The sequence below is a fragment of the Malaciobacter canalis genome, assembly GCF_008000835.1.
Taxonomy (GTDB): domain Bacteria; phylum Campylobacterota; class Campylobacteria; order Campylobacterales; family Arcobacteraceae; genus Malaciobacter; species Malaciobacter canalis.
In genome coordinates, this window is record NZ_CP042812.1 from 237,076 (window position 1) to 260,392 (window position 23,317).

A 23,317-nucleotide genomic window follows, 5' to 3' on the forward strand; every position below is an offset into this window, starting at 1 on the left:
AAAATTCTATCAATTTTATAAATAATAATTAAAGTTGACTTAATAAAGTATTAATTCCTAGAATAATAAGTTTAAATTAAAAGTACTATTTACAGATGTTACTTATTAGTTTTACAGCATCAAATGAACTTTTAGTAATAAAGTTTGTATACTCTTTTAATTCTGCTTCTTTTCCATATCCACATAAAACACCAACAGAATTAACTTTTGATTCTTGTGCACAAATTAAGTCTAGTTTTGTATCTCCAATCATCCATACATTATGTTTTTTTTCATCATAATTCATTAAATCTAAAGTTTTCAAAATTGGTTCAGGATGTGGTTTTGGATTCTCTACATTCTCTCTACCTGTTATGTGCTCAAAATAGTCTAAAATATTTAAGTGTTTTAATAAAGGAGTTGTATATAAAGCAGTTTTTGTAGTAACAATTGAAAGTCTAGCAAATTTTGATGCAAAATCAAGGCACTCTATTACTTCTTCTAAAAGTTTTGTTTGTTCTATTGAAACAGTTTTGTATTTTTGTTTGTATGCGTCAACAAAATCCCAAACTTTTAAATCATCAACCCCTAAATCTTTATACATAATATCAAGGGGATAACCTATTAATTTTTTAATATCTTCATCTTCTCCTTGAAAATCATATTCAAGTTCTTCAAATGTATGTCTAAAGCAGCTTATAATAGCAGTAGTTGAATCAATTAATGTTCCATCTAAATCAAATAATATAATATTGTTTTCTTTCAAATTTATTCCTTATTTATTTTTTCCCAATGAATTTGATTGTGCATTATACCTAAAAAAGTTGGTTCAATATTTTTAATATCTTTATTTACAACAGTAATTGAATTTGGTATAAATAAAAATAGATAAGGCAAATCATTGGTTATTTGTCTAAATATTTTTTTGTATATCTTAGAGAGTTCTTTTTTATTTATAGTTTTAGCGCCTTTTTCTATTAACTCATCAAGCTCATTATTTTCATAACTTGTAAAATTAAATCTTCCTATTTCTTGTGAATTACTATGCCAAATAGGATATGCATCTGGCATTAAAGGGAGTGACCAAGCAAGAAGAAGTGTTTCAAATTTTCTTGGATGAACAACTGTATTTAAAAAAGCCTGCCATTCTAATACTCTAATTTTAACTTTCACTCCTACTTTTTTTAGTTGATGTTGTAAAATTTGAGCTGCATTTATTCTTATATCATTTCCTGTATTTGTTGTTAATTCAAACTCCAATGGATTATTTTTGTCATAACCTGCTTCTTTTAATAACTCTTTTGCTTTTTTTATATCTTGTTTTATAGGTTTAATAGATTCATCATAAGCAAAAGTTCCAGGTAAAAATGGACCGTTACAAACTTTACCATGACCAAAGAATAAAATATCAACCATCTCTTGTCTATTTATTGCTAAAGAGAGTGCTCTTCTAACTTTTATATCTTGAAATTTTTTATTTTTTAGATTAAATGCCATATATGTATATGAAAATGCAGGCTCTTCAATTATTTGATAGTTTTTATAAAACTCTTTGTTAACTTGTCTGTCAATTTGAATAGGAGTTAAAGAAGAAATATCTAATTTCTTTTGCTTTAACATTAAAAATGATGTTGTTGTATCAGGATAAAATTTATAATGAATTTTATCAATTTTAGGTTTTCCTTCAAAGTATTTTTCATTTGCATTTAAGACAATATCTGAAGAGTTTTTTAATGAATTTAGTTTATAAGGTCCTGTTCCAATAGGATTTTTATTAAATTTACTTGTCATTAAATCTTTTTCATCTTTTAAAAGGTGATAAGGTAAAAGACCAATTAACCAAATTTCTAAAGCTTTAAAGTAAGGTTCTTTATACTCTATTTGTAGTTTATATTTATCTAAAACTTCTACACTTTTAACTTTTTTATAGTTTGAAGCAATTGAAGTGTAAACCTTAGGATTCTTAATAGTTTCATATGTAAATAAAGCATCTTTTGCAGTAACTTCAACTCCATCATGCCAAAGAACACCTTGTTTTAGTTCTATTATTAGTTTAGTATCAGTTTGAAAATAGAATTTTTTTGCAATATCAGGTACAATATTTCCATGCTTATCATATTTTAATAAACCATTAAAAAGCCACTGGCTAATTTGACTACTTGCGGTATCATTTGATAATATGGGATTTAATCTACTAGGACTTGAGCTAATAGATAGATTTAATATACTTGCAAATAAAAAATTAAAACTAAATAGAATTAAAAGAATTGTTTTTTTCATAATGTATTGTAGTGTTTTTTCTTAAAAAAGTGCATAAAAAAAGGAAGCAAGTAATTTGCTTCCTTTGTAAAAACATGTAAAAATAGTAGATTATCTTTTTGAGAACTGTACTGATTTTCTTGCTTTTTTTCTTCCGTATTTTTTTCTCTCAACGCTTCTTGCATCTCTTGTTAATAAACCATATGGTTTTAAAATTGCTCTAAATTGCTCATCATAAGCAACTAAAGCTCTTGAAATACCGTGTCTTACTGCATCTGCTTGTGCAGAATATCCACCACCTAGTGTTTTAACTACGATATTTACAGAAGTTTCTTGTTTTGATACTTCTAATGGTTGTGTAACTCTTTTTTTAATTGATTCAAGACCACCTAACCACTCATCTAAAGATTGACCGTTGATTGTAAGTTGACCATTACCATTCTCTAGCCATACTTTAGCTACAGCTGATTTTCTTCTTCCTGTTGCGTAAACTTTTGCCATTAGTCTTATCCTTTAATTTGCGCAGTATGAGGGTGCTCAGAACCTGCATATACTTTTAATTTTTTTAACATATCTTTACCAAGTTTTGTTTTTGGTAACATACCTCTAGTAGCTAATTTATATAATTTCTCAGGGTTTTTTTCAAACATGTCTGACATTTTGTGAGTTTTTGTACTTCCAAAATATCCTGAGTGAGTATAATAATTTTTGCTTTCTAGTTTATTTCCAGAAAATTTTGCTTTTGAAGCGTTAATAATAATAACGTAATCTCCGCAATCTACATGAGGAGTGTAAGATGGTTTATGCTTACCTCTTAAGATAGTAGCAACTTCAGTAATAATTCTACCAAATACTTTATCAGTTGCATCTACTACTACCCAATCTCTCTCGATTTCGTTAGCTTTTGCCATTTGAGTAAATTTCATTTATTTCTCCGATTTGATTAATGAGGTGAAATAATAGTCTAATAAAACTTAAAAAATACTTAAATTAAGTAATTTTTAATATTTTATTATAAATTCAGAACCTTGATGAAGTTTACTTTTAATTTCAAGGCTAAAATTATGTAAAGATAAGATAGATTGAACGATAAAAAGTCCAAGACCCAAAGAGTTATTCCATCCATTTTTTGATACTCTATAAAATTTTCTATTAATCAAACTTAACTCTTTCTCATCTATTCCAATGCCTTTATCTATAATGCTTATTGAAGAGGATGTGATTTTAATTATTACATCATTTTCTGAATACTTTAACGCATTTTCCACTAAGTTTGATATTGCCATTTCCATCAAAGTTTCATCAAGTTTTAAATTTACATCTTCTCCTTCTATAATAATTTCATGATCTTTATATTTATCTTTTAAATCAGATACTACAGAAGCACAAAGTTTTTTTATTGAACAGCTTTGTGTTGTGATTTGTTGCTTACCCTCTTCAAGTTTTAATGATAATCTTAGTTTATCGATTATTTGTGACATTTTATTACCATTTGTTTGAATTTTATGAAGAAATTTTTTTCTCATATTTTCAGGTAAATCCAAATCTGTTAATAAAGTTTCACTATATCCAGAAATAATTGCTATAGGGTTTTTAAATTCATGGGATATGGCTGAAATTATTTCATCTTTTTGTCTATTTGCAAGTTTTAGTTTTGCTGTTTGTTTTGATTTTTGTTTCTCTTTTTTTGAAAGTTTAGAAGAGACTTTGTTTAAAAATCTTGCTATTTTATTGAACTCTTGTGTATAGTTTGAACTTATTTGATAGTTTGGTCTTCCATCACTTAAATCAATTAAATATTTCAATATAGCATCTGTTTCATTTTTTATTTTAATACTAATAAAATAAGTAGCAAAAAATGCTAAAATCAAAAATATTGTAATTATTGCTATGACGTGAAAAGATAAATTAAAAAAATTTTCTTGAATTTTATCTGTATAATCAGCAAGTCTTATATAATAAGTAGAACCATTTAGTTTAATTTTTTTTGCTACATACAAAAGCTCTTTATTTATTGAATCTGAAAATCTTATGCTTTTCCCATAATCATCATACCTAGCATGAATTATTTCATCTCTTTTTAAGTGATTATCCATAGATTCTTTATCTTTATCACTTTCTGTAAGAACATTTCCTTTTTCATCAATTATTGTAATTCTAAGCTTAGTTTTGTTTTTAAATTTGTTTACAATTTTTTCTATATCTTTAATATTATTTAGTACAAGTGATATAGAATCAATATTTTGAGAAAGGTTTTTTTCTATTTGTTCCATATAGATATTTTTTGACCAAAAGTAAGTAGTGAAACTAATACTTAAAAATATAAGAAAAAATATAATAATAAAGGTTCTTAAGAAAAGTTGATGAATTTTTAACAAAAGATATATCCCTCACCTCTAATAGATTTTATATACTCTTTTTCACCCTTTGGGTCTATTTTTGCTTTTAATCTTTTAACTGCAACATTTACTGTTTTTAGTTTTTTTTCAATTGAATCTTCCCATACAGTATTTAATAAATGCTCCCTTGACATTAAAATATCTTTATTTTTTATAAACTCAAGGAGTAAATCATGTTCTAAATGTGTTAAATCAATAGCTTCATTATTAATATAAAATCTTTTATTATTTGCTTTGTAAATAATATCTCTTACTTTTAAAACCTCTATATCTTTAGATGTTCTTTTTAATACAGCTTTTACTCTTGCACATAACTCTTTTAAATTAAATGGTTTTGTAATATAATCATCTGCATATGATTCAAAACCTTCTAAAATATCTTCGTCTTTATCTTTTGCAGTAACATAAATTACTGGATTTGTATAACCATTTGATCTTATTTTTGAAATAAAAGTAGCCCCATCAATACCTGGAAGGTTTCTATCCATTAAAATTAAATCAACATTTTCTTCATCCAAAATTTTATTAATTACTTTATTAATGCTCAAACATCCAATTGTTTCATATCCTTCTTTTTGTAAGGTATATTCAAGTAATTCTAAAATATCTTCTTCATCTTCTACAATTAGTATTAATTTATTTTTCATCTATTTCTTCTTTTATAAAAATATCTTTTTTGCTTGGAGAGTATTTTATAGCAAGTATTCTAAATATAAAGAAAACCAAAATCACAAATAGTAGAAATAGTATAGTAAAATAGTCTTTTTCTGAGCGAGAAGTATAAATGATAACATCTCTTATTAAAAAAATAATAAATATATCAATTACATATCTAAGCCTTAATTTTGCTTTTTTTATAAAATCAGAAATCATCTTCATAACTTCCATTATGACGATAAACTCTAACATTAAAACAATTGTTTTTTGGAAATCTAGTTTTGCAGCAAGAATTATTATAAAAATAACAGTCGCTGCAAGAAATTCATAATTATTCTCAAAATAATTTCTAATTTTTAATATGGCTTTTCTCATATATTATTGTTCTAATTCTCCACCTATGTATGCAAACACAATTAAGTTTGCAATACTTGTAGCTCTATCAGCGCATTTTTCTAGTTTTCTTAAACTACTTAGTAAGTTAAAGTAATCTTTTGAAAGTTCTTGATTTTTTGAAATAAGTTTTAAAATATTTTTCTCAACCATAGCATATAAATCATCTGTTTTACTCTCTTCAACTAATACTTTATTAAAACTCTCTTCAATAAGCTTTTCATTTGTTTCATCAAGCATACTTAAAGTTATTTCAAGTGCACTAGCTGCAGCTTTTTGTAAGGGAATTGCATATTCTAAAATAGTAGTTTCATCAAGCTCTTCTGAAAATGATTTTCTAAAAGTCTTTATAAATATTTTTGAATTAGTACCAGCTCTTACTAACTCATTTGTAATCTTCAAATAAGATACCATATGTCTTAAATCTTTTGCTTCTGGTGAATATAAAGCAAGTGTTGTAACTATTAAATTATCAATTTCATTTGATTTTGAAACTAATTTTTTTAAAGATAAATCAATATCTTTTAATAAATTAATATCATTATCTTTTAATGCTTTTAATGAAGTTTTATTAGCTTTTAATACAATTTCGCCAATCTGCCTTATTTCATTTTTTATCGTTTTAATTTTTTCTTCATAAGTTTTTAACATTATCCAAACCTTCCTGTAATATAATCTTCTGTTTTTTTATTATTTGGATTTACAAATATTGTTTCTGTTTCATCATACTCAATTAGTTTACCTAAGTGAAAAAATGCAGTATAATCAGCAACTCTTGCTGCTTGTTGCATATTATGAGTAACAGTTATAATTGTATAATCTTGTTTTAGCTCTAACATTAAAGCTTCTATCTTTTCTGTTGAAATTGGATCAAGTGCAGATGTTGGCTCATCCATTAAAATAACTTCTGGTTTTACAGCAATTGTTCTTGCTATACAAAGTCTTTGTTGTTGACCTCCTGAAAGTGATGTTCCTGGTTCTCCTAATTTATCTTTAACTTCTTCCCATAAACCAGACTTTTTTAAAGATGACTCAACTAACTCATCACACTCTTTTCCTTTTTTTACAATTCCATGCTTAAGTGGTGCATAAGCCACATTTTCATAAATAGATTTTGGGAATGGATTTGGTTGTTGAAAAACCATTCCAATTTTTTTTCTAACACTTACTTCATCTACATCTTTATCATAAATATTTTTTTTATCAATTATTACTTCACCATCACTTTTTACAATTGAAATTAAATCATTCATTCTATTTAAACATCTTAAAAATGTAGATTTTCCACATCCAGATGGTCCAATTAAAGCTGTTATTTTATTTTTATAAATATCTACGTCAATATTGTGTAAAGCGTGATTATCTCCGTACCATAGATTTAAAGCTTTAACATTGACTTTTATTTCATTTTTTACATTTTCTTTATTCATTTTAATATTTCCTACCATTTAACTTCGAATTTTTTTCTTAAATATATTGCAAGTGTATTTAGTGAAATTAAAACACTTAATAAAACAATAATACCAGCTGCTGTTTTTTCTATATACATTCTTTCTGGCATTCCTGCCCATGTGAATATTTGAGCTGGCATAACAGTTGCAGCTTGTGTAACAGAAGATGGAGCATCTGGAATAAATGCAATCATACCAACAATAATAAGTGGAGCTGTTTCTCCCATAGCTTGTGCAAGTCCAATAATTGAACCTGTCATAATTCCAGGAAAAGCTAAAGGTAAAACATGATCTCTTGTTACTTGAATTTTTGTAAGTCCAAGACCATAACCTGCTTGTCTAATAGAATCAGGAACACTTCTTAATGCAGCCCTTGCGCTTACAATAATAATAGGCAATGTCATAAGTGCTAAGGTTAAACCACCAACTAAAGGTGAACTTCTAGGAAGCCCAAATAAGCTTATAAATATTGCAAGACCTAAAAGACCAAATAGTATTGATGGAATTGCTGCAAGATTATTTATATTTACTTCTATTATTTGTGTAAACTTATTATCTTCTGCAAACTCTTCAAGATAAATAGCTGTCATAACTCCAATAGGAAAAGCAACAAGCATTGTAATAAGAAGTGTTAACACTGAACCAATAATTGCTGATTTAAAACCTGCATATTCAGGTGTTTTTGAATCACCATTTTCAAAAAAAAGTTTATTAAATTGTAGTTGTGCTTTGTTTTCAGCTTTTAAATCATCAACTATAATTCTATCTTTTCTTTTTAATTTATAATAATGACCCTTTAAATATTGATCTACTTGATCATCTGCTAAAACCCATGTAGAGACTGTTTTACCCATTAAACTTGGATCTTTTTCAATCATATTTGGAACTTCTCTAATCCATGCTCTTGAAACAACACCTGTGTATTTTCTATCAATTGATTTTCTATAGTTTTTTATTGATGTTTCATTATATGTTACATCAACAAGTAAATATGCTTGTTTAAAAGCTGGTGAACCTTTTGTAACTATATCTGTTAAGAAAAATGCTAAAAATGCAATAGAAAAAACAAGTGATGCAAGGGTAAATAACTTGAATCTTCTTGAACTTTTATGCCTATTTTTTAAACTTGGGTCATAAAATGGATTCTCTTCTTTTTTATTCTTTTTTCTTCTTATTATCATAATGTATTCACTTTATATTTTTCTTTGAATTTTCTAATTAACATTAGTGAAATAATATTTAATACTAATGTCACAATAAACAAAACAAGTCCTAATGCAAATGCTGAAAGTGTTGCAGGAGAGTTAAAAGCTTGATCTCCTACAAGTGCATCAACAATTCTAACTGTTACTGTTGTCATATCTTCTAAAGGATTAATTGATAAGTTTGGTCTTAATCCAGCTGCCATAACAACAATCATAGTTTCACCTAAAGCTTTTGAAAGACCTAGTAATGAAGCTGAGATTATACCTGGCATTGCAGAGGGTAAAACAATATTTTTTATTGTTTCTCCTTGCGTTAAACCCAATCCCAAAGAAGCTTTTCTTTGTGAGTCTGGAACAGCTCTAATTACATCATCACTTAATGATGCAATTACAGGAATTATCATAATTCCCATTACGATACCAGATGCAAGTGCTGAGTTAAACGAGGCTTCAAAACCTAATGAAGCAGCTGCTTTTACGACAAAGGGAGCTACTGTAATTGCAGCAAAGAAACCATAAACAACAGTAGGAATACCTGCAAGAATTTCTAAAAGTGGTTTTAAAGTATTTCTTACTCTTCCTGATGCGTACTCACTCATATAAACAGCACTTCCCAAGCCAATTGGTATTGCAACTGCCATTGCAATAATTGTAATTACAAAAGTACCTGTAAAAATAGGAACTGCACCAAATTTACTGTTTGCAATTCCTGGTGACCATTCTGTACCTGTAATAAAGTACCAAAAACTTCTTAATTTAAAAAATTCTATAGCTTCAAAAAGAATCGAAAATAGAATTCCAAATGTTGTTAAAATAGAAATAATTGAAGCAGTAATTAAAAATGCTTTAATTATTTTCTCTTTTATCTCTGTGGATTTATTTCTTGTTTCAAAGGGTGTCAATACATTTACCTTTACTTCTAAAATTTTAAAAATTCTATAGAAAATTGGTTACAAATAGGTTACATTAGAATGCAACTAGCAAGTGGAGTAGTTGTTAGCTTGGAGTCTTTTTTAATTTTTCCTAATACTTTATCAAGGTTTGAAGAGTTTGAATATTTTGTAATTTCTATTATGGCAGAACATACACTTAAAAGTTTAAATTTTCTCACAACTCCAAATCTATCCTTTGTTCTTATGAAGCCATTTTCTTTATCTTCTTCATTATATAAACTACTCACGCTTTGTCTAAACTCTTCTTGTATTTGATTTATCTTTTTATATACTTTCTCAAATTTTTTAGCTCTAAATCCAACAAAAAAGTCATCTCCTCCAATATGTGCAATAAAACTATTTTTAGATAAATTCTTTTGTAATAATTCAGAAAATATAAGTATTGCCCTATCTCCTTGTCTAAATCCATAATAGTCATTAAAAGGCTTAAAGTCATTAAAATCAAAGTAGGCTATATGTGTTATATCATCACTTTGGAAACTCTCTTTTATAAACTTGTCAATTTGATTATTACCAGGAAGTTTTGTAAGAGGATTTTGATTTTGTGCAATCTCTATATTTCTTTTAAAGGATAAAGATAAAAGATTATTTACATTGATAAATCCAACATATTTACTATTTTTAGTTACAAATATACCTTTTGATTCATTACCTCTTAAATTAAACATCTCTAATGTTTTATCAATTCCCCAAGATACTTCAATAGATAATGATGATTTTATATATGAACTTAATCTTGATCTAAAAGATACATTTTGAGCAAGTGATAAGCCATACTGTGAATAAGAGAGTTTTTTTATATCTACTTCATAAACTACTCCCATAAGTGTTTCATACTCATCAATAATTGGGACAAAAGTATTATTTGGAAACTCTTTAAAATATAAAAATAGATCATGTAAACTTGAATTTATACTAAGTGGTTCAATGAATTCAATATAATCTTTATCAATTAAATTACTTTTATTGTTTCTTCTATCATTTTTAAAAAGATTTGGTATATCTTCATATGTATCTTTTATATCTAGTATATTTAAACTTGGTTTTAAAATTAAAAAACCTTGAATATAATCAATATTAATCTCTTTGCAAGTGTAGTATTCAGCAATTGTTTCTATTCCCTCAGCTATTACTACTATTCCCATAACATGTGCCATTTCGACAATTGAAGAACAAAATAGTTTTTTTCTTGAATCTTTATTTATATCTTTTATAAAAAATCTATCAAGTTTGATATAATCTGCTTCACTTAAGTATAAAAGTTCAAGTCCAGAAATGCCAGTACCAAAATCGTCAATTGCAATATTAAAACCTTCACTTTTATAATTAGTTAAAATTTTATTAATCATTATTTTATTTTGCATTGAGCCATTTTCTGTTATTTCAAAACAAATAGATCTCTCTTTTATATTAAGTTCATTCAAAATCTTATTTGTATTACCTTTTTCAAAATCAGGCATATATAAAAGTCTATTATCTAAATTATAAAAAAGTTTTAAATCTTCTATTTTTATGTGACTAAATTTTTCTATAGCTTTTTTTCTTAAAATTAGATCAATCTTATATAATATTTTTTTATCAAAAAAACTATCAAATAGATCTAAAATAGATTGGTATCCAAGATTTTGATATCCTCTTATTAAAGCTTCAACAGCGAAAGTTTTGCCAGTTCTTGTATTTACTATTGGTTGAAATGCATAATCTAACTTATCAACAATTATACTAAAATTTTCACTTTGATTTTTTGAAGTCGACATAAGAAGACCTTTGTAGTTATATATATAGATCTTTGTTATTTATTTGTCAAAATAGATAAAGACCTATATTTATAGCTAGTTTAGATAAATTAAAGAGGAGTAAAATCCTCTTTAATATTTAGTGTTTTAAATCTTCTAATGTAAGGTTTTGTCTTTTTGCAACTCTTGTTTTTACAGCTTCTCTTTGTGCTTTTGGTAAAGGAATAAGACCAATTTCAGTTAAAATTCCATTTTCACCAATCATCATATCATCTGTGAACATATTTACATACTCTTTTATAGCAGGAACATCTTTTTCATGAGATTTTTTGATATAGAAAAATAGTGATCTTGATACTGGATATTTTCCTGATGAAATTGCATCTGGAGTTGGCATTACTCCATTTATTTTTGAACCTATTAACTTGTCTTCATTTTCAACTAAGAATGAATATCCAAAAATACCAAATGCATTTTTATTTTTAACTAACTTTTGAACAATTAAGTTGTCATTTTCACCTGATGGAACATATACACCATCTTGTCTTACTTTATGGTATTTTTTATAAGCTTTATATTTCTCTTTATCTTTTTTATATAAAGATGTATACTCTGGCATCTTTTTGAATGTAGCTTTTAAAATCATATCTTCAAATGCATCTCTTGTTCCTGATGATTTTGGAGGACCATAAATAATAATTTCTCTATTTGGTAATGAAGAGTCAATATCAGACCATTTTTTATAAGGATTATCAATTAATTTTCCATCTTTTCCTGGAACTTCTGCTGCAACTGCTAATGCTAGTTGTTTTGTTGTTACTGAAAATGGTTTATTATCTTTTGATTCAGCAAATGCAATACCATCAAATCCTATAACTACTTCTGTGATTTGAGTTACACCATTTTTTTCACATAATTGAAACTCTGTAGTTTTCATTCTTCTTGAAGCATTTGTAATATCAGGTGTATTTAAATCATTTCCTGCACAAAATAGTTTCATACCACCACCTGAACCAGTTGATTCTACAACAGGAGTAGGATATTTTGTTGTTGCACCTAACTCTTCTGCTACAGCTGATGCAAAAGGATAAACAGTTGATGAACCAACCATTTTTATTTGATCTCTAGCGCTTAAACTTACAGTTAAAGCTGCACTTGCAAGAATTGCTAATGTTGTTTTTTTTAATGTCATATTTTATTCTCCATTGATGTTTGATAGAGAAATTATAAAATTAGTTGGTTACATTTTGGTTACTATTTTTTAATTAAGTAAGAAAGAAGATGAAAAGAAGTGACAAATTATATGTCACTTGTTTCCATAAGTTTTGATTGATAATCTGCAATTAATGGATCAATTATTTCATCAAATAATCCATCATTCATTATGTATTCAAGTCTATAAAGAGTAAGGTTAATTCTGTGGTCTGAGACTCTATTTTGTGGATAATTATATGTTCTAATTCTTCCACTTCTATCTCCAGTTCCAACTTGGGCTTTTCTATCTGCACCTTCTTGAGCCATTTTTTCTTTCATTTGTAAATCATAAAGTCTTGCTTTAAGAACTTTCATGGCTTTTTCTCTATTTTTATGTTGTGACTTTTGATCTTGATTTGTTACAACAAGTCCGCTTGGAAGGTGAGTAATTCTTACTGCACTATCTGTAGTATTAACAGATTGTCCTCCATTACCACTTGCTCTCATTACATCAATCTTTAAATCATTTGGATTGATTTCTATTTCTACATCGTCAACTTCTGGCATAACTGCAACAGTAATTGCTGATGTATGAACTCTACCTTGTGATTCAGTTGCTGGTACTCTTTGAACTCTGTGTGTTCCACCTTCAAATTTCAGTTTACTATACGCATGGTCACCTTTTACTAAAAGTACCAGTTCTTTATAGCCTCCAGCCTCATTCTCACTTGAGTTCATTATTTCAACTTTCCAGCCATTATTTTCTGCATATCTTAAATAACCTCTAAATAGGTCACTTACGAAAATAGCAGCTTCATCCCCACCTGTTCCAGCTCTTAGCTCTAAATATATATTTTTGTCATCATTTGGATCTTTTGGCATCATAAGAATTTTAATCTCTTCTTCTAAATCATATTTAGCTGAATCTAATTCTTTTAATTCTTCTTTTGCAAGTTCACCTAACTCTTTGTCTTCTAAAAGTATTTTACTTTCTTCTATACCTTCAAGAACTTTAATATACTCTTTTGCTTTAGTAACAATTGGTTCAATAGCTGATTGTTCTTTTGAAAGTTCTGTCATCTTTTTTATATCAGATGTAACTTCTGGTGAGATCAACATTTCGTTAATCTCTTCATATTTATTTATAAAATGTTGCAGTTTTTCTTTTAGCATAATTATATTTACTATATAACCTTTAGATTATATAGCATTTACTTTAGTTTGTAATCTACTAACTTTTCTAGCTGCATTACCTTTTTTTAATATACCTTTACTTACACAATGGTGAATATACTTATTTGCAGTTTTCATTGCTTCAGTTGCTTTTTCTTTATCATTTGCTTCAACAGCAGATAATACATCTTTAGTTATGTTTTTAACTCTTGTTTTGTAGAATCTATTTCTTTCTGTTCTAACTTTAGTTTGTCTAGCTCTTTTTTCAGCAGATTTATGATTTGCCATTTTATTTTAACCTCTTTGTAAAAAATTTAAGGGTAGAATGTTACCTAAAACAACTTTAAATTAAGTTTAAATTTAGGAAGATTTAATGAAACTATTTGGAACTGATGGAGTAAGAGGAAAAGCTGGTGAGTTTTTGGATGCAATAACTACAATGAAACTTGCAATGGCAGCTGGGATACATTTTAGAAAACATTCTACGACAAATAAAATTTTGGTAGGAAAAGATACTAGAAGAAGTGGTTATATGATAGAGAATGCTCTTGTATCAGGATTAACAGCAGTTGGCTATGATGTTATTCAAATAGGCCCTATGCCTACGCCTGCAATTGCATACTTAACAGAGAGCATGAGATGTGATGCTGGAATTATGATTAGTGCTTCTCATAATCCTTATGATGATAATGGAATTAAATTTTTTGATAATCATGGAAATAAATTAAATTCAAAGTGTGAAAAAGAAATTGAAAATATTTTTGCAAATGAAGAATATTTAAGTTCTCAACAAAAAACAGGGAAAGAAATTGGAGCTTCAAAAAGAATTGATGATGTTATTGGAAGATATATTGTTTCAATTAAGAGTTCTTTTCCAAAAGATTTAACTTTACAAGGTATTAGAATTGTTTTAGATTGTGCAAATGGTGCTGCTTATAAAGTTGGACCAACAATTCTTGAAGAGTTAGGTGCAGAAGTAATAACTATTAATAATACTCCAAATGGATATAATATCAATGATGATTGTGGGGCACTTCATCCTAAAAATGTTGGAAAAGTAGTATTAGAAACTAGAGCAGACATAGGAATTGCACTTGATGGTGATGCTGATAGATTAGTAGTAGTTGATGAAAAAGGTGAAGTTATATCAGGTGATAAACTTATTGGTGCATTGTGTACTTATTTAAGTAGTCAAAATTTATTATCAAAAAATGCTTGTGTTGCAACTGTTATGAGTAATCAAGCACTAGAAGATTATTTAAATAAACACAATATTGAACTTCAAAGAAGTGATGTTGGGGATAAATATGTATTAGAAGGAATGAAAAATTGTTGTTTAAACTTTGGAGGTGAACAAAGTGGACATATAATTTTTTCAGATGTAGCAAAAACAGGAGATGGATTGGCAAGTGCTTTACAAGTTCTTGCAATGATGGTTAAAAGTAAAAAAACAGCTAGTGAAATATTAAATCCTTTTGATTTATATCCACAAGTATTAAAAAATATTATTGTTGGTGAAAAAAAGCCATTAAATAAAATTGAAGGCTTAAAAGAGCTTCAAGAAGAGATTAAAAGCTTAGGAATGAGAGATCTAATTAGATACTCAGGAACAGAAAAAAAATTAAGAGTTTTACTTGAGGGAAAAGATAAAAAGTTAGTAGATGAGTATATGGAAAAATTAACAGAGTTTTTTAAAAATAGACTATGAATAAAACAGTACTACTTTTTTTAATATTTTTAACTATTTTTATAGTTGATCAAGCTATTAAATATGCTTTTGTTTATAATAACTGGGGTTATGAAGGAAGTTGTTTATCTTTTCAACTAGCTTACAATTATGGTGTTGCATTTTCTATGTTCTCTTTTTTAAAAGAGTATTTAAAATATATTCAATTAGCCTTAGTATTTATAGGAGTTATTTATTTATACTTTAATAAAACTGTTTTAAAAGAGTATGCTTTACCAATTGCTCTTTTATTTGCAGGAGGATTATCTAATATTTTAGATAGGTTTACATATGAAGCAGTTGTTGATTATATATATTGGCATTGTGGCTTTGAGTTTGCAATATTTAATCTTGCAGATATGATTATTAATCTTGCTGTGGGAATTATTATATATAAACAAATTTGGGGCAAAAATAAAGAAGAAGCATAGGCTTTTTGTAAGGTTAACTTTTTTTTAGATATAATTTTTGACAAATTATATATTAAGTAGGAATAAATGAAACAAACTATAACAGAAAAAATATTTAGTGAGCATATTGGAAGAGAAGTATATGCAGGAGAAATCATTAGATGTAATATAGATATGGTAATTGGTAATGATATTACCACACCCATTTCTATTAAAGCATTTGAAGAAAGTGGAAAAGAGAAACTTGCTAATCCAGACGGTTTTGCTATTGTGCTTGATCACTTTATTCCAGCAAAAGATATAGCAAGTGCAAACCAAGCAAAAATCTCAAGAGATTTTGCAATGAAACATGATTTAAAAAACTTTTTTGATGAAAAAGACATGGGAATTGAACATGCACTTTTACCAGAAAAAGGTTTAGTCTTACCAGGAGATGTTATTATTGGTGCAGATTCACATACATGTACACATGGAGCTTTAGGTGCATTTAGTACAGGTATGGGAAGTACTGATATCTCTTTTGGAATGATTACAGGTGGAAATTGGTTTAAAGTGCCAGAGTCAATTAAAGTAGTATTTAATGGTAAGCCAAGTAAATATGTAACTGGAAAAGATTTAATTTTAGAAATAATTAGAATTTTAGGTGTTGATGGAGCACTTTATAAAACTTTAGAATTTACTGGAACAACAATTCCTTATTTGAGTATGGATGATAGATTTTCTTTATGTAATATGGCTATTGAAGCAGGAGCTAAAAATGGTATAGTTGCATATGATGAGGTTACAGAAGAGTTTTTACAAACTAGAAAATCTTTAAGAGGTGAACCAAAAATTCATTATAGCGATGAAGATGCAAACTACTGTCAAACAATTGAAATTGATGTAGAAAAATTAGAACCAGTAATAGCATATCCATTTTTACCATCAAATGGACATTCTGTTTCTCAAGCAGTTGAAGATGAGATTAGAGTAGATCAAGTATTTATAGGTTCATGTACAAATGGAAGATTAAGTGATTTTGAAGTTGCAGCTAAGATTTTAGATGGTAAAAAAGTTGCAAGACATGTAAGACTTATCATAACTCCTGGAACACAACAGATTTTAAGAGATGCAACAAAATTAGGATATATTGATATTTTAGTTGATGCAGGAGCAGTTGTATCAAATCCAACTTGTGGAGCATGTTTAGGAGGATATATGGGGATTTTAGGAGATAATGAAGTTTGTATCTCAACTACTAATAGAAACTTTGTTGGAAGAATGGGAAGTAGAAGTTCAAAAATTTATCTTGCAAATAGTGCAGTTGCAGCTGCTAGTGCAATCTCTGGATACATAACTGATCCAAACTCTTTATAATTATGAAACCACAATTTGATATACCTTGTATAATTTTATGTGGTGGGAAAAGCTCAAGAATGAAAGAAGATAAATCTCTTCTTCCATTCGCAAATGAAACCTCTTTAGCAAAATATCAATATAATAGATTAAAACCTTATTTTAAAGAGATATATCTTTCTTGTAAAAATAATAAATTCGATTTTGAAGCAAATCTACTTTTGGAAGATTCTTCTATTTACTCTCCAATAGTTGGCTTAGCAAATATTATAAATAAAACAAATAATTATGATAAATTCTTTTTGATAACTGTTGACACACCTTTGATAAAAATTGAATCAATTAAAGAGTTGATAAATCAAAGTGAAAATTATGATATTACAGTAGCACAAACAAAAAGAGTTCATAATTTATGTGGTGTATTCTCAAAAGATATAAAAACAGTTGTTAATCAAATGCTTTTAGAAGATATGCATAAAATATCTTATTTATTAGACTCTGTTAAAACAAAGATTGTAAAGTTTAATAATGAAGATGAGTTTATAAATCTTAACCACCCAGAAGATTATAAAAAAGCTTTGAGTATTATAAGTTAGATAAATATTAAATATTATTCGTTTAAGTTATAGTTAAGTACTATATTATTTACTTTTGGTTATGCTTCTTATATAAGATAAATTTATAAAAGGAAGCAACATGGCAAATAAAGAGCTTAATGACGCATTAGATTTATTAGACTCTAAATTAAAAAAAGAGGGTATTTCTAGAAGGGATGCTTTTAAAGTAGCAGGTTTAGGCTCAGCTGCATTTTTAATGGGAGGAGATGAAGCCCAAGCAGCAACAACTGCAAAAGCTAGTGATGTTAAAGCAAAAATTGTAATTGTTGGTGGAGGACTTGCAGGGGTTTCTACAGCTGCTAAATTAACAAACTCATTATCAAATCCTGATATTACTATAATTGAACCAAATCCAAAATCAGTATCATATCAACCAGGAAATACATTAGTAGCATCTGGAGTTTATGAAAAAGAAGATGTTATGTATGATACAAAAGATTTTATACCAACTGGAGTAAAACATATATCTGATAAAGCAGTAGATTTTGATCCAGAGAATAATAAACTAACAATTGGCTCAGGCGAAGATATTTCATATGATTATTTAATTGTTGCAGCTGGATTATCTCTTGATTTTGGAAGAATCAAAGGCTTGGAAGATATTGGTGAAGCTAAAACAGTTGGTAGTGCTAAAAAAATACTTGATACTTTTGCTGATTCTGGAGTTTGTTCAATATATAATGTAGATAGTTCAGTTAAAACATGGGAGCAAATGCAAAAATTTGTAGAAGCTGCTAAAACTGGATCAAAAAAAATGCAAGGAGTATTTACACATCCTAATACAGCAATTAAATGTGGTGGTGCTCCTAAAAAAATAATGTATCTTACTAATTCAAGATTAGTGGAAGCAGGCGCTAGAGAAAATGCTGAATTAACTTTTTATCCAAATGGTTCAACTATGTTTGGAGTTAAAGAGTATCATGATGCTATTGTAAAGCAGTTTAAACAAAGAGGAATGAAGTGGAATTATAAACATAACTTAACAGGTGTTGATTTAAAAAATAAAATTGCAACTTTTGATAAAAAATGGCTTGAAAAAGGTGCATGGGATGAAGACTTAGAAGAGTATGATATGATATTGAAACATCAAGATGTTGAAGTTCCTTTTGATTTATTGCATATTACTCCTCCTATGAAAGCACCTGATGAGATTGGTAATTCTGCTATTGGTTCTGCTAAGGGCTATGTTCCTGTAAATAAAGAGACTTTACAACATGTTAAATATGATAATGTATTTGCAATAGGAGATATTGCTGCTGTTCCTATGGGGAAAACTGGTGGAAGTATTAGAAAGCAATATATAGTTTTAGTTGATAATTTAATCTCATTAATGGAACAAAAACCATTAACTTCAAAATATGAAGGATATACTGTTTGTCCTTTAATTACTGATATTGGAAAAGTAATGTTAGCTGAGTTTAACTGGACAAAAAAACCAACTCCATCATTTCCTTTAGACCCTACTCAAGAAAGATATATTTGGTGGTTATTAAAAGTATATGCCTTAAAACCTATGACTATGTATGGCATGCTATCAGGTAGAGCATAATTTATTAAAAGGAATTAAAATGCAAATAAATAAAACACTGTATCTAGTTTTTATGATTAGTTTTTTGACATCTGGATTATATGCACAAAATAATAAATATACAGCTAAAGAAGTATATACATTAATGTGTTCTAAATGTCATGGAATAAATGCTGAGGGTAATATTGAAAAAAGTACTCCACCTTTAAATAATATTGATTTAAATGAACTTGAAATAAGTCTATTTGACTTGAAAAGTGGAGCTTCATATCAATCATCAGGTACAAATCATGATGTAATGCAACATAATATGAAAGTAATTATACAAAAAGGTATGAATTATGATTCAAAAGAGATGGCAAACTATATATTTTTTAATTTTAATAAAGATTCAAAAAATTATAAAAAAGATAGAAAATACACTGTCTCAGAGATATATAAACAAATGTGTTCAAAATGTCATGGTAAAAAAGCACAAGGTATTGCTAGTAAAGATGCACCAGCTCTTAATAATAAGTTATTACATGACTTAGAATTAGAATTGGTTGATATCCAAAATAAAACACTTACTCAATCATCAGGTACAAATCATGACATTATGGAACGTAACCATTCAATTATAGAAAAAAAAGGTATGAAATATACTCCTAAAGAAATGGCAGAATATATTAATACTAATTTTTATAACAAATAAAGCAGATATCTGCTTTATTTGAATTGAGAAAAAATGAAAAATCTTAAAAAAATTACAATATTATATATTGTTGTATTTATATTATCTTCTTTTATAATACATATAAATGTGTGGCTTACTTCTCCAGTATCTCACATAAAAGCATTATTTCACCACTCTTTACCTTACCATCCTTTATTATACTCATTTTTAATATTTTTATTAATAGTTGTCTTTATTTTTTTTATACAACTTCTTATAAAATTTTTTAGAAAAATCTTAAAAAACAAGTAATAATCATATCTAGGGATAAAATAACAATATAATAATTTTTTCTTATAAGAAAAAATTGTATACAGACCCTATATTATAAGAAAAATATATATCTAATATTAAAATAATATAAAATTTACTTATAAAATTGAAAAAAATAAAGAAATTATGAAAAAAATAGTGAATATTCATTCAGAAATAAGAATAATTTATATTAAACTATGCTAAAGTTATAATATTAACAAATAATATTAAGAAGGAGTGAGAAATGCAAGTTGAGATTTCAAGAAGAAAATTTCTCCAAGGAACTGTTGCATTATCTGTAATTGCAAGTTCAAGTGCAATTTGTAAAGACACATCAAAACAAGATAAAATGAGTCTTGGTACAACAAAAACATCAAACAATAAAGATGTTAAACTTATACCAACACTATGTGAAATGTGTGTTAATAAATGTGCTGCATATGCAAGAGTTGAGAATAATATAGTAACTAAACTTGAACCAAATCCTCATTTTCCAAAATCACAAAATATGCTTTGTGCTAGAGGAAATGCAGGTATTCAAGCACTATATGATCCTGATAGATTAAAATATCCATTAATTCGTATTGGAAAAAGAGGGGATGGAAAATATAAAAGAGTAACTTGGGATGAAGCATACTCTTATATTAGTGAAAAAATGACTAAAATTTTAGATGAAGAAAAAGACAATAGATCATGTTTTGGTTATTGTGCTGGTGAGGGATTAGCTGAACATACATTTAAGACTTTTATGTCAAATAAAATTGGTTCATCAAACTTTGTAAATCATGCTTCTATTTGTTTACAAACTGCTGTTTCTGGATATGCTTTAACAATAGGAAAATATGGACAAGCAGATTTGCAAAATGCAAAATATGTAATTATGGCAGGTGCAAATAGAGCAGAAGCAATACTTACTCCTGATACAATGGATATTTTTAAAAGAACAAGAGGAAGAGGAACAAAACTTGTTGTTGTTGATCCAAGATTTACAAATACAGCAATACATGCAGATAATTATCTTGCTATACAATCAGGAACTGATTTAGCTTTTGTTTTAGCATTAACTTATCATGTAATAAAAAATGAACTTTATAATAGAACTTATGTAAAAAATAATTTCTCTAATTTTGATAAATATAAAGAACATGTTCTAAATAGCGAATATACTCCAAAATGGGCAGAAAAAATTACAGGAATTCCTGCAAATGAAATAGAGCAAGTTGCCCAAGAGTTTATGGCAAATGCACCACAAGCTATCTATTATCAAGGTAGAAGATCAACTTGGACAAAAAATGATTTCCAATTAAGAAGAGCACAAGCAATTTTTACTGCACTTGGAGGAGGAATTGATGTGAAAGGTGGAATAGTTTTTGGTAAAAAACTACCTCTTGGAAGTCATTATGTAAATGCTCCTTTATATTCAAATCCAAAAGCTAGAATAGAAAAAGATGAAGCAGCAATTATTGGAGGAAGTGGTTCATGGATTGCATGGAGAAATATGATTGTTGAAGAAAGAACACCATATCCAATAAGAGGAATGTTTGTTTATAAGCAAAATCCTGTACTTTCAGTTCCAAATACTAAAAAAACAAAAGAGATGTTTGAAAAAATGGATTTAGTAGTTGTTATTGATACAATGCCAAGTGATACAGCTATTATGGCTGATGTTATTCTTCCTGAGTGTACATATTTAGAAAGAGAAGACCCTGTAAAATCTTTTCCTGGAGTTGAACCCTCAATTGCATTAAGAAAAAAAGTAATTAATCCTATGTATGAAACAAAGCCAGTAATTGAAATAATACATGGACTTGCTAAAAAATTATCTAAACCATTATTTGAAATAAGTAAAAAATATGATGAAGATTTGCAAGATGAGTTAGAAGGATTAAGTAAAGAAGAGATTGATGAGTTATATGAAGATAATGGATATAACTTAGCAGATGCTTTTGAGCATTCACAAGAACATGTAAATAAAGAGATGTTTTTAGCAAAATATAATCAAGAAGCATGGGAAATATTAAATACAAAGGGTGTGTTTTATCCAAAAATGTTAAGTAGTTTTGAAAAAATCGATAATAACTCTTTTAGATACTATAAAGAAAAAGATAAATTTTTCACAGTTGTAAAATTAGAAAATAAAGAAGATTCTGATGATATTGATACATGTATAAACCCAAGAGATATTGCTGAAGTAAAAAGACTTTTTTCAACACCAAGTAAAAAGATTGAGTGTTATTTAGAAAACCTTACAAAAAAAGGTATTGAACCAATGCCTGTATGGCATCAAGAAGATTTTAAAGAGATACCAGAAGGTAAATTCAAATTTATAACAGGTCGTCATGCTCAATTTACACAAAACTCAACAGCAAATAATGTAATGCTATTAGAATTAATGCCAGAAAATTATGTTTGGATAAATGAAAAAGATGCTAAGAAAAAAGGGATTAAACACGCAGATTTAGTAGAGATAAAAAGTAGTGTAGGAACAATACAAATAAAAGCATTTCCTACTGATAAAATAGTTGCAAATACAGTTTTTTATATTCATGGATTTGGCTCTAACTCTTCTGGTATGACATTTGCAAATAGAAATGGAGCAAGTGATAATGAGATAATTGAAGATGAAATAGAACCAGTATTTGGTAGTGCAATTATGCATGAAACTATTGTTTCAATTAGAAAGGTTTAATTATGAATTATGCGATGGCTTTAGATTATCAAAATTGTATAAATTGTAAAGCATGTGAAACTGCATGTAAAGAAGAAAATGGTGTACAATTAGGTGCAAATAAACAAAGAATATGGGTTGGTATTGTTGAGGGAAGTATTTTTGATAAGTCTTTTATTAATTTATATCCCTCTCAGTGTAATCATTGTGAAACTGCTCCATGTGTTAGTGTATGTCCTACTAATGCTAGTTATGTTGCAGCAGGTGGAATAGTTCAAGTTGATTATAAAAAATGTATCTTATGTAAAGGTTGTATGGAAGCTTGTCCTTATGATGCTAGATTTGTAGATGATACAAAAGTTGCTGTAGATAAGTGTACATTTTGTGATCATAGAATTGAAGAGTATGGAACAACAGCTTGTCAAACAACTTGTCCAACAAATGTAAGAATGTTTGGAGATTTAGATGATGATAGTAGTGATTTAGTAAAACTATTAAAGAAAAAGAGATTTTTCTTTTTAAAAGAGAAATCAAATACACGTCCAAAACTTTTTTATATTGTTCCTGATTCAGAAAACTATGCAAGACAAAGTATCTCTCATGAAACTAAAATATATACATGGGATGAGTATTTAGAAAAATATAGAGGGGTAAGGGGGTAATT

Annotated in this window: 23 protein-coding genes; 8 read left to right on the top strand and 15 right to left on the bottom strand. The window is 27.6% G+C overall.

Annotation, left to right across the window (positions count from 1 at the left end; translation table 11 throughout):
• Positions 1-85: 85 nt before the first annotated feature.
• From ACAN_RS01145 to rpsT, 15 genes are all read right to left on the bottom strand, one after another.
• Positions 86-745, bottom strand: a complete 660-nt coding sequence (locus tag ACAN_RS01145; protein WP_099335030.1) for an HAD family hydrolase — start codon at positions 743-745, stop codon at positions 86-88.
• A gap of 2 nt (positions 746-747) precedes the next feature.
• Positions 748-2,259, bottom strand: coding sequence for a peptide-binding protein (locus ACAN_RS01150; RefSeq protein WP_099335029.1), 1,512 nt, complete (start codon positions 2,257-2,259; stop codon positions 748-750).
• A gap of 90 nt (positions 2,260-2,349) precedes the next feature.
• Positions 2,350-2,739 carry a 30S ribosomal protein S9 gene (gene rpsI / locus ACAN_RS01155; RefSeq protein ID WP_079578769.1) on the bottom strand — a complete coding sequence of 130 codons (390 nt, stop codon included), beginning with the start codon at positions 2,737-2,739 and terminating at the stop codon, positions 2,350-2,352.
• Between the two features lie 5 nt (positions 2,740-2,744).
• On the bottom strand, positions 2,745-3,164 hold the full coding sequence (gene rplM, locus ACAN_RS01160; RefSeq protein ID WP_079578771.1) for a 50S ribosomal protein L13: 420 nt from the start codon (positions 3,162-3,164) through the stop codon (positions 2,745-2,747).
• 75 nt (positions 3,165-3,239) lie between these two features.
• Entirely contained in the window at positions 3,240-4,511 is a 1,272-nt protein-coding gene (locus ACAN_RS01165) for a sensor histidine kinase (RefSeq protein ID WP_228150661.1), read from the bottom strand.
• A gap of 98 nt (positions 4,512-4,609) precedes the next feature.
• On the bottom strand, positions 4,610-5,284 hold the full coding sequence (locus ACAN_RS01170) for a response regulator transcription factor (protein WP_099335027.1): 675 nt from the start codon (positions 5,282-5,284) through the stop codon (positions 4,610-4,612).
• On the bottom strand, positions 5,274-5,669 hold the full coding sequence (locus ACAN_RS01175) for a phosphate-starvation-inducible PsiE family protein (protein WP_099335026.1): 396 nt from the start codon (positions 5,667-5,669) through the stop codon (positions 5,274-5,276). The genes ACAN_RS01170 and ACAN_RS01175 overlap by 11 nt, the downstream gene beginning before the upstream one ends.
• A gap of 3 nt (positions 5,670-5,672) precedes the next feature.
• The gene (locus ACAN_RS01180; protein ID WP_099335025.1) at positions 5,673-6,338 is read right to left on the bottom strand and encodes a phosphate signaling complex PhoU family protein; all 666 of its coding nucleotides are present in this window, start codon (positions 6,336-6,338) and stop codon (positions 5,673-5,675) included.
• Complete coding sequence (gene pstB / locus ACAN_RS01185; RefSeq protein WP_099335024.1) at positions 6,338-7,117, bottom strand: phosphate ABC transporter ATP-binding protein PstB; 780 nt, start codon at positions 7,115-7,117, stop codon at positions 6,338-6,340. The genes ACAN_RS01180 and pstB overlap by 1 nt, the downstream gene beginning before the upstream one ends.
• A gap of 11 nt (positions 7,118-7,128) precedes the next feature.
• Positions 7,129-8,319 (bottom strand): phosphate ABC transporter permease PstA, encoded by a 1,191-nt coding sequence (gene pstA, locus ACAN_RS01190; RefSeq protein WP_165773075.1) that lies wholly within the window; start codon positions 8,317-8,319, stop codon positions 7,129-7,131.
• Positions 8,316-9,245, bottom strand: a complete 930-nt coding sequence (gene pstC, locus ACAN_RS01195) for a phosphate ABC transporter permease subunit PstC (protein ID WP_099335023.1) — start codon at positions 9,243-9,245, stop codon at positions 8,316-8,318. The genes pstA and pstC overlap by 4 nt, the downstream gene beginning before the upstream one ends.
• Before the next feature lie 59 nt (positions 9,246-9,304).
• Positions 9,305-11,053: a GGDEF domain-containing protein gene (locus tag ACAN_RS01200; RefSeq protein WP_099335022.1), complete on the bottom strand. Its 1,749-nt coding sequence runs from the start codon at positions 11,051-11,053 to the stop codon at positions 9,305-9,307.
• Positions 11,054-11,171: 118 nt separating this feature from the next.
• A complete protein-coding gene (locus tag ACAN_RS01205; RefSeq protein ID WP_099335021.1) occupies positions 11,172-12,224 on the bottom strand; it encodes a PstS family phosphate ABC transporter substrate-binding protein in 1,053 nt (350 codons plus the stop codon).
• 107 nt (positions 12,225-12,331) lie between these two features.
• On the bottom strand, positions 12,332-13,399 hold the full coding sequence (gene prfA, locus ACAN_RS01210) for a peptide chain release factor 1 (RefSeq protein WP_099335020.1): 1,068 nt from the start codon (positions 13,397-13,399) through the stop codon (positions 12,332-12,334).
• 27 nt (positions 13,400-13,426) lie between these two features.
• On the bottom strand, positions 13,427-13,687 hold the full coding sequence (gene rpsT, locus ACAN_RS01215) for a 30S ribosomal protein S20 (RefSeq protein WP_079578791.1): 261 nt from the start codon (positions 13,685-13,687) through the stop codon (positions 13,427-13,429).
• Between the two features lie 85 nt (positions 13,688-13,772).
• Between rpsT and glmM the strand changes: the two genes are divergently transcribed.
• The 8 genes from glmM to ACAN_RS01255 all read left to right on the top strand — a co-directional run bounded on the left by glmM (position 13,773) and on the right by ACAN_RS01255 (position 23,315).
• Entirely contained in the window at positions 13,773-15,107 is a 1,335-nt protein-coding gene (gene glmM / locus ACAN_RS01220) for a phosphoglucosamine mutase (RefSeq protein WP_099335019.1), read from the top strand.
• Positions 15,104-15,556, top strand: coding sequence for a signal peptidase II (gene lspA, locus ACAN_RS01225; RefSeq protein WP_099335018.1), 453 nt, complete (start codon positions 15,104-15,106; stop codon positions 15,554-15,556). The genes glmM and lspA overlap by 4 nt, the downstream gene beginning before the upstream one ends.
• Before the next feature lie 66 nt (positions 15,557-15,622).
• Positions 15,623-16,891 carry a 3-isopropylmalate dehydratase large subunit gene (gene leuC / locus ACAN_RS01230; RefSeq protein WP_099335017.1) on the top strand — a complete coding sequence of 423 codons (1,269 nt, stop codon included), beginning with the start codon at positions 15,623-15,625 and terminating at the stop codon, positions 16,889-16,891.
• Between the two features lie 2 nt (positions 16,892-16,893).
• Positions 16,894-17,466, top strand: coding sequence for a molybdenum cofactor guanylyltransferase MobA (gene mobA, locus ACAN_RS01235; RefSeq protein ID WP_099335016.1), 573 nt, complete (start codon positions 16,894-16,896; stop codon positions 17,464-17,466).
• Between the two features lie 100 nt (positions 17,467-17,566).
• Positions 17,567-19,036, top strand: coding sequence for an NAD(P)/FAD-dependent oxidoreductase (locus ACAN_RS01240; protein WP_099335015.1), 1,470 nt, complete (start codon positions 17,567-17,569; stop codon positions 19,034-19,036).
• A gap of 19 nt (positions 19,037-19,055) precedes the next feature.
• Positions 19,056-19,709: a c-type cytochrome gene (locus ACAN_RS01245; protein WP_099335014.1), complete on the top strand. Its 654-nt coding sequence runs from the start codon at positions 19,056-19,058 to the stop codon at positions 19,707-19,709.
• Between the two features lie 520 nt (positions 19,710-20,229).
• A complete protein-coding gene (locus tag ACAN_RS01250) occupies positions 20,230-22,674 on the top strand; it encodes a molybdopterin-containing oxidoreductase family protein (RefSeq protein ID WP_099335012.1) in 2,445 nt (814 codons plus the stop codon).
• 2 nt (positions 22,675-22,676) lie between these two features.
• Positions 22,677-23,315 (top strand): 4Fe-4S dicluster domain-containing protein, encoded by a 639-nt coding sequence (locus ACAN_RS01255; protein ID WP_191287719.1) that lies wholly within the window; start codon positions 22,677-22,679, stop codon positions 23,313-23,315.
• Positions 23,316-23,317 lie beyond the last annotated feature (2 nt).

Excerpts from the sequence above, each read along its gene's own strand:
- prfA (WP_099335020.1), bottom strand. The coding sequence starts at position 13,399 with ATGCTAAAAGAAAAACTGCAACATTTTATAAATAAATATGAAGAGATT.
- rpsT (WP_079578791.1), bottom strand. The coding sequence starts at position 13,687 with ATGGCAAATCATAAATCTGCTGAAAAAAGAGCTAGACAAACTAAAGTT.
- ACAN_RS01180 (WP_099335025.1), bottom strand. The coding sequence starts at position 6,338 with ATGTTAAAAACTTATGAAGAAAAAATTAAAACGATAAAAAATGAAATA.
- rpsI (WP_079578769.1), bottom strand. The coding sequence starts at position 2,739 with ATGGCAAAAGTTTACGCAACAGGAAGAAGAAAATCAGCTGTAGCTAAA.
- ACAN_RS01250 (WP_099335012.1), top strand. The coding sequence starts at position 20,230 with ATGCAAGTTGAGATTTCAAGAAGAAAATTTCTCCAAGGAACTGTTGCA.
- leuC (WP_099335017.1), top strand. The coding sequence starts at position 15,623 with ATGAAACAAACTATAACAGAAAAAATATTTAGTGAGCATATTGGAAGA.
- ACAN_RS01175 (WP_099335026.1), bottom strand. The coding sequence starts at position 5,669 with ATGAGAAAAGCCATATTAAAAATTAGAAATTATTTTGAGAATAATTAT.
- glmM (WP_099335019.1), top strand. The coding sequence starts at position 13,773 with ATGAAACTATTTGGAACTGATGGAGTAAGAGGAAAAGCTGGTGAGTTT.
- ACAN_RS01255 (WP_191287719.1), top strand. The coding sequence starts at position 22,677 with ATGAATTATGCGATGGCTTTAGATTATCAAAATTGTATAAATTGTAAA.
- pstB (WP_099335024.1), bottom strand. The coding sequence starts at position 7,117 with ATGAATAAAGAAAATGTAAAAAATGAAATAAAAGTCAATGTTAAAGCT.
- lspA (WP_099335018.1), top strand. The coding sequence starts at position 15,104 with ATGAATAAAACAGTACTACTTTTTTTAATATTTTTAACTATTTTTATA.
- pstA (WP_165773075.1), bottom strand. The coding sequence starts at position 8,319 with ATGATAATAAGAAGAAAAAAGAATAAAAAAGAAGAGAATCCATTTTAT.
- rplM (WP_079578771.1), bottom strand. The coding sequence starts at position 3,164 with ATGAAATTTACTCAAATGGCAAAAGCTAACGAAATCGAGAGAGATTGG.
- mobA (WP_099335016.1), top strand. The coding sequence starts at position 16,894 with ATGAAACCACAATTTGATATACCTTGTATAATTTTATGTGGTGGGAAA.
- ACAN_RS01240 (WP_099335015.1), top strand. The coding sequence starts at position 17,567 with ATGGCAAATAAAGAGCTTAATGACGCATTAGATTTATTAGACTCTAAA.
- ACAN_RS01170 (WP_099335027.1), bottom strand. The coding sequence starts at position 5,284 with ATGAAAAATAAATTAATACTAATTGTAGAAGATGAAGAAGATATTTTA.
- ACAN_RS01165 (WP_228150661.1), bottom strand. The coding sequence starts at position 4,511 with ATGGAACAAATAGAAAAAAACCTTTCTCAAAATATTGATTCTATATCA.
- ACAN_RS01245 (WP_099335014.1), top strand. The coding sequence starts at position 19,056 with ATGCAAATAAATAAAACACTGTATCTAGTTTTTATGATTAGTTTTTTG.
- ACAN_RS01205 (WP_099335021.1), bottom strand. The coding sequence starts at position 12,224 with ATGACATTAAAAAAAACAACATTAGCAATTCTTGCAAGTGCAGCTTTA.
- ACAN_RS01200 (WP_099335022.1), bottom strand. The coding sequence starts at position 11,053 with ATGTCGACTTCAAAAAATCAAAGTGAAAATTTTAGTATAATTGTTGAT.
- ACAN_RS01150 (WP_099335029.1), bottom strand. The coding sequence starts at position 2,259 with ATGAAAAAAACAATTCTTTTAATTCTATTTAGTTTTAATTTTTTATTT.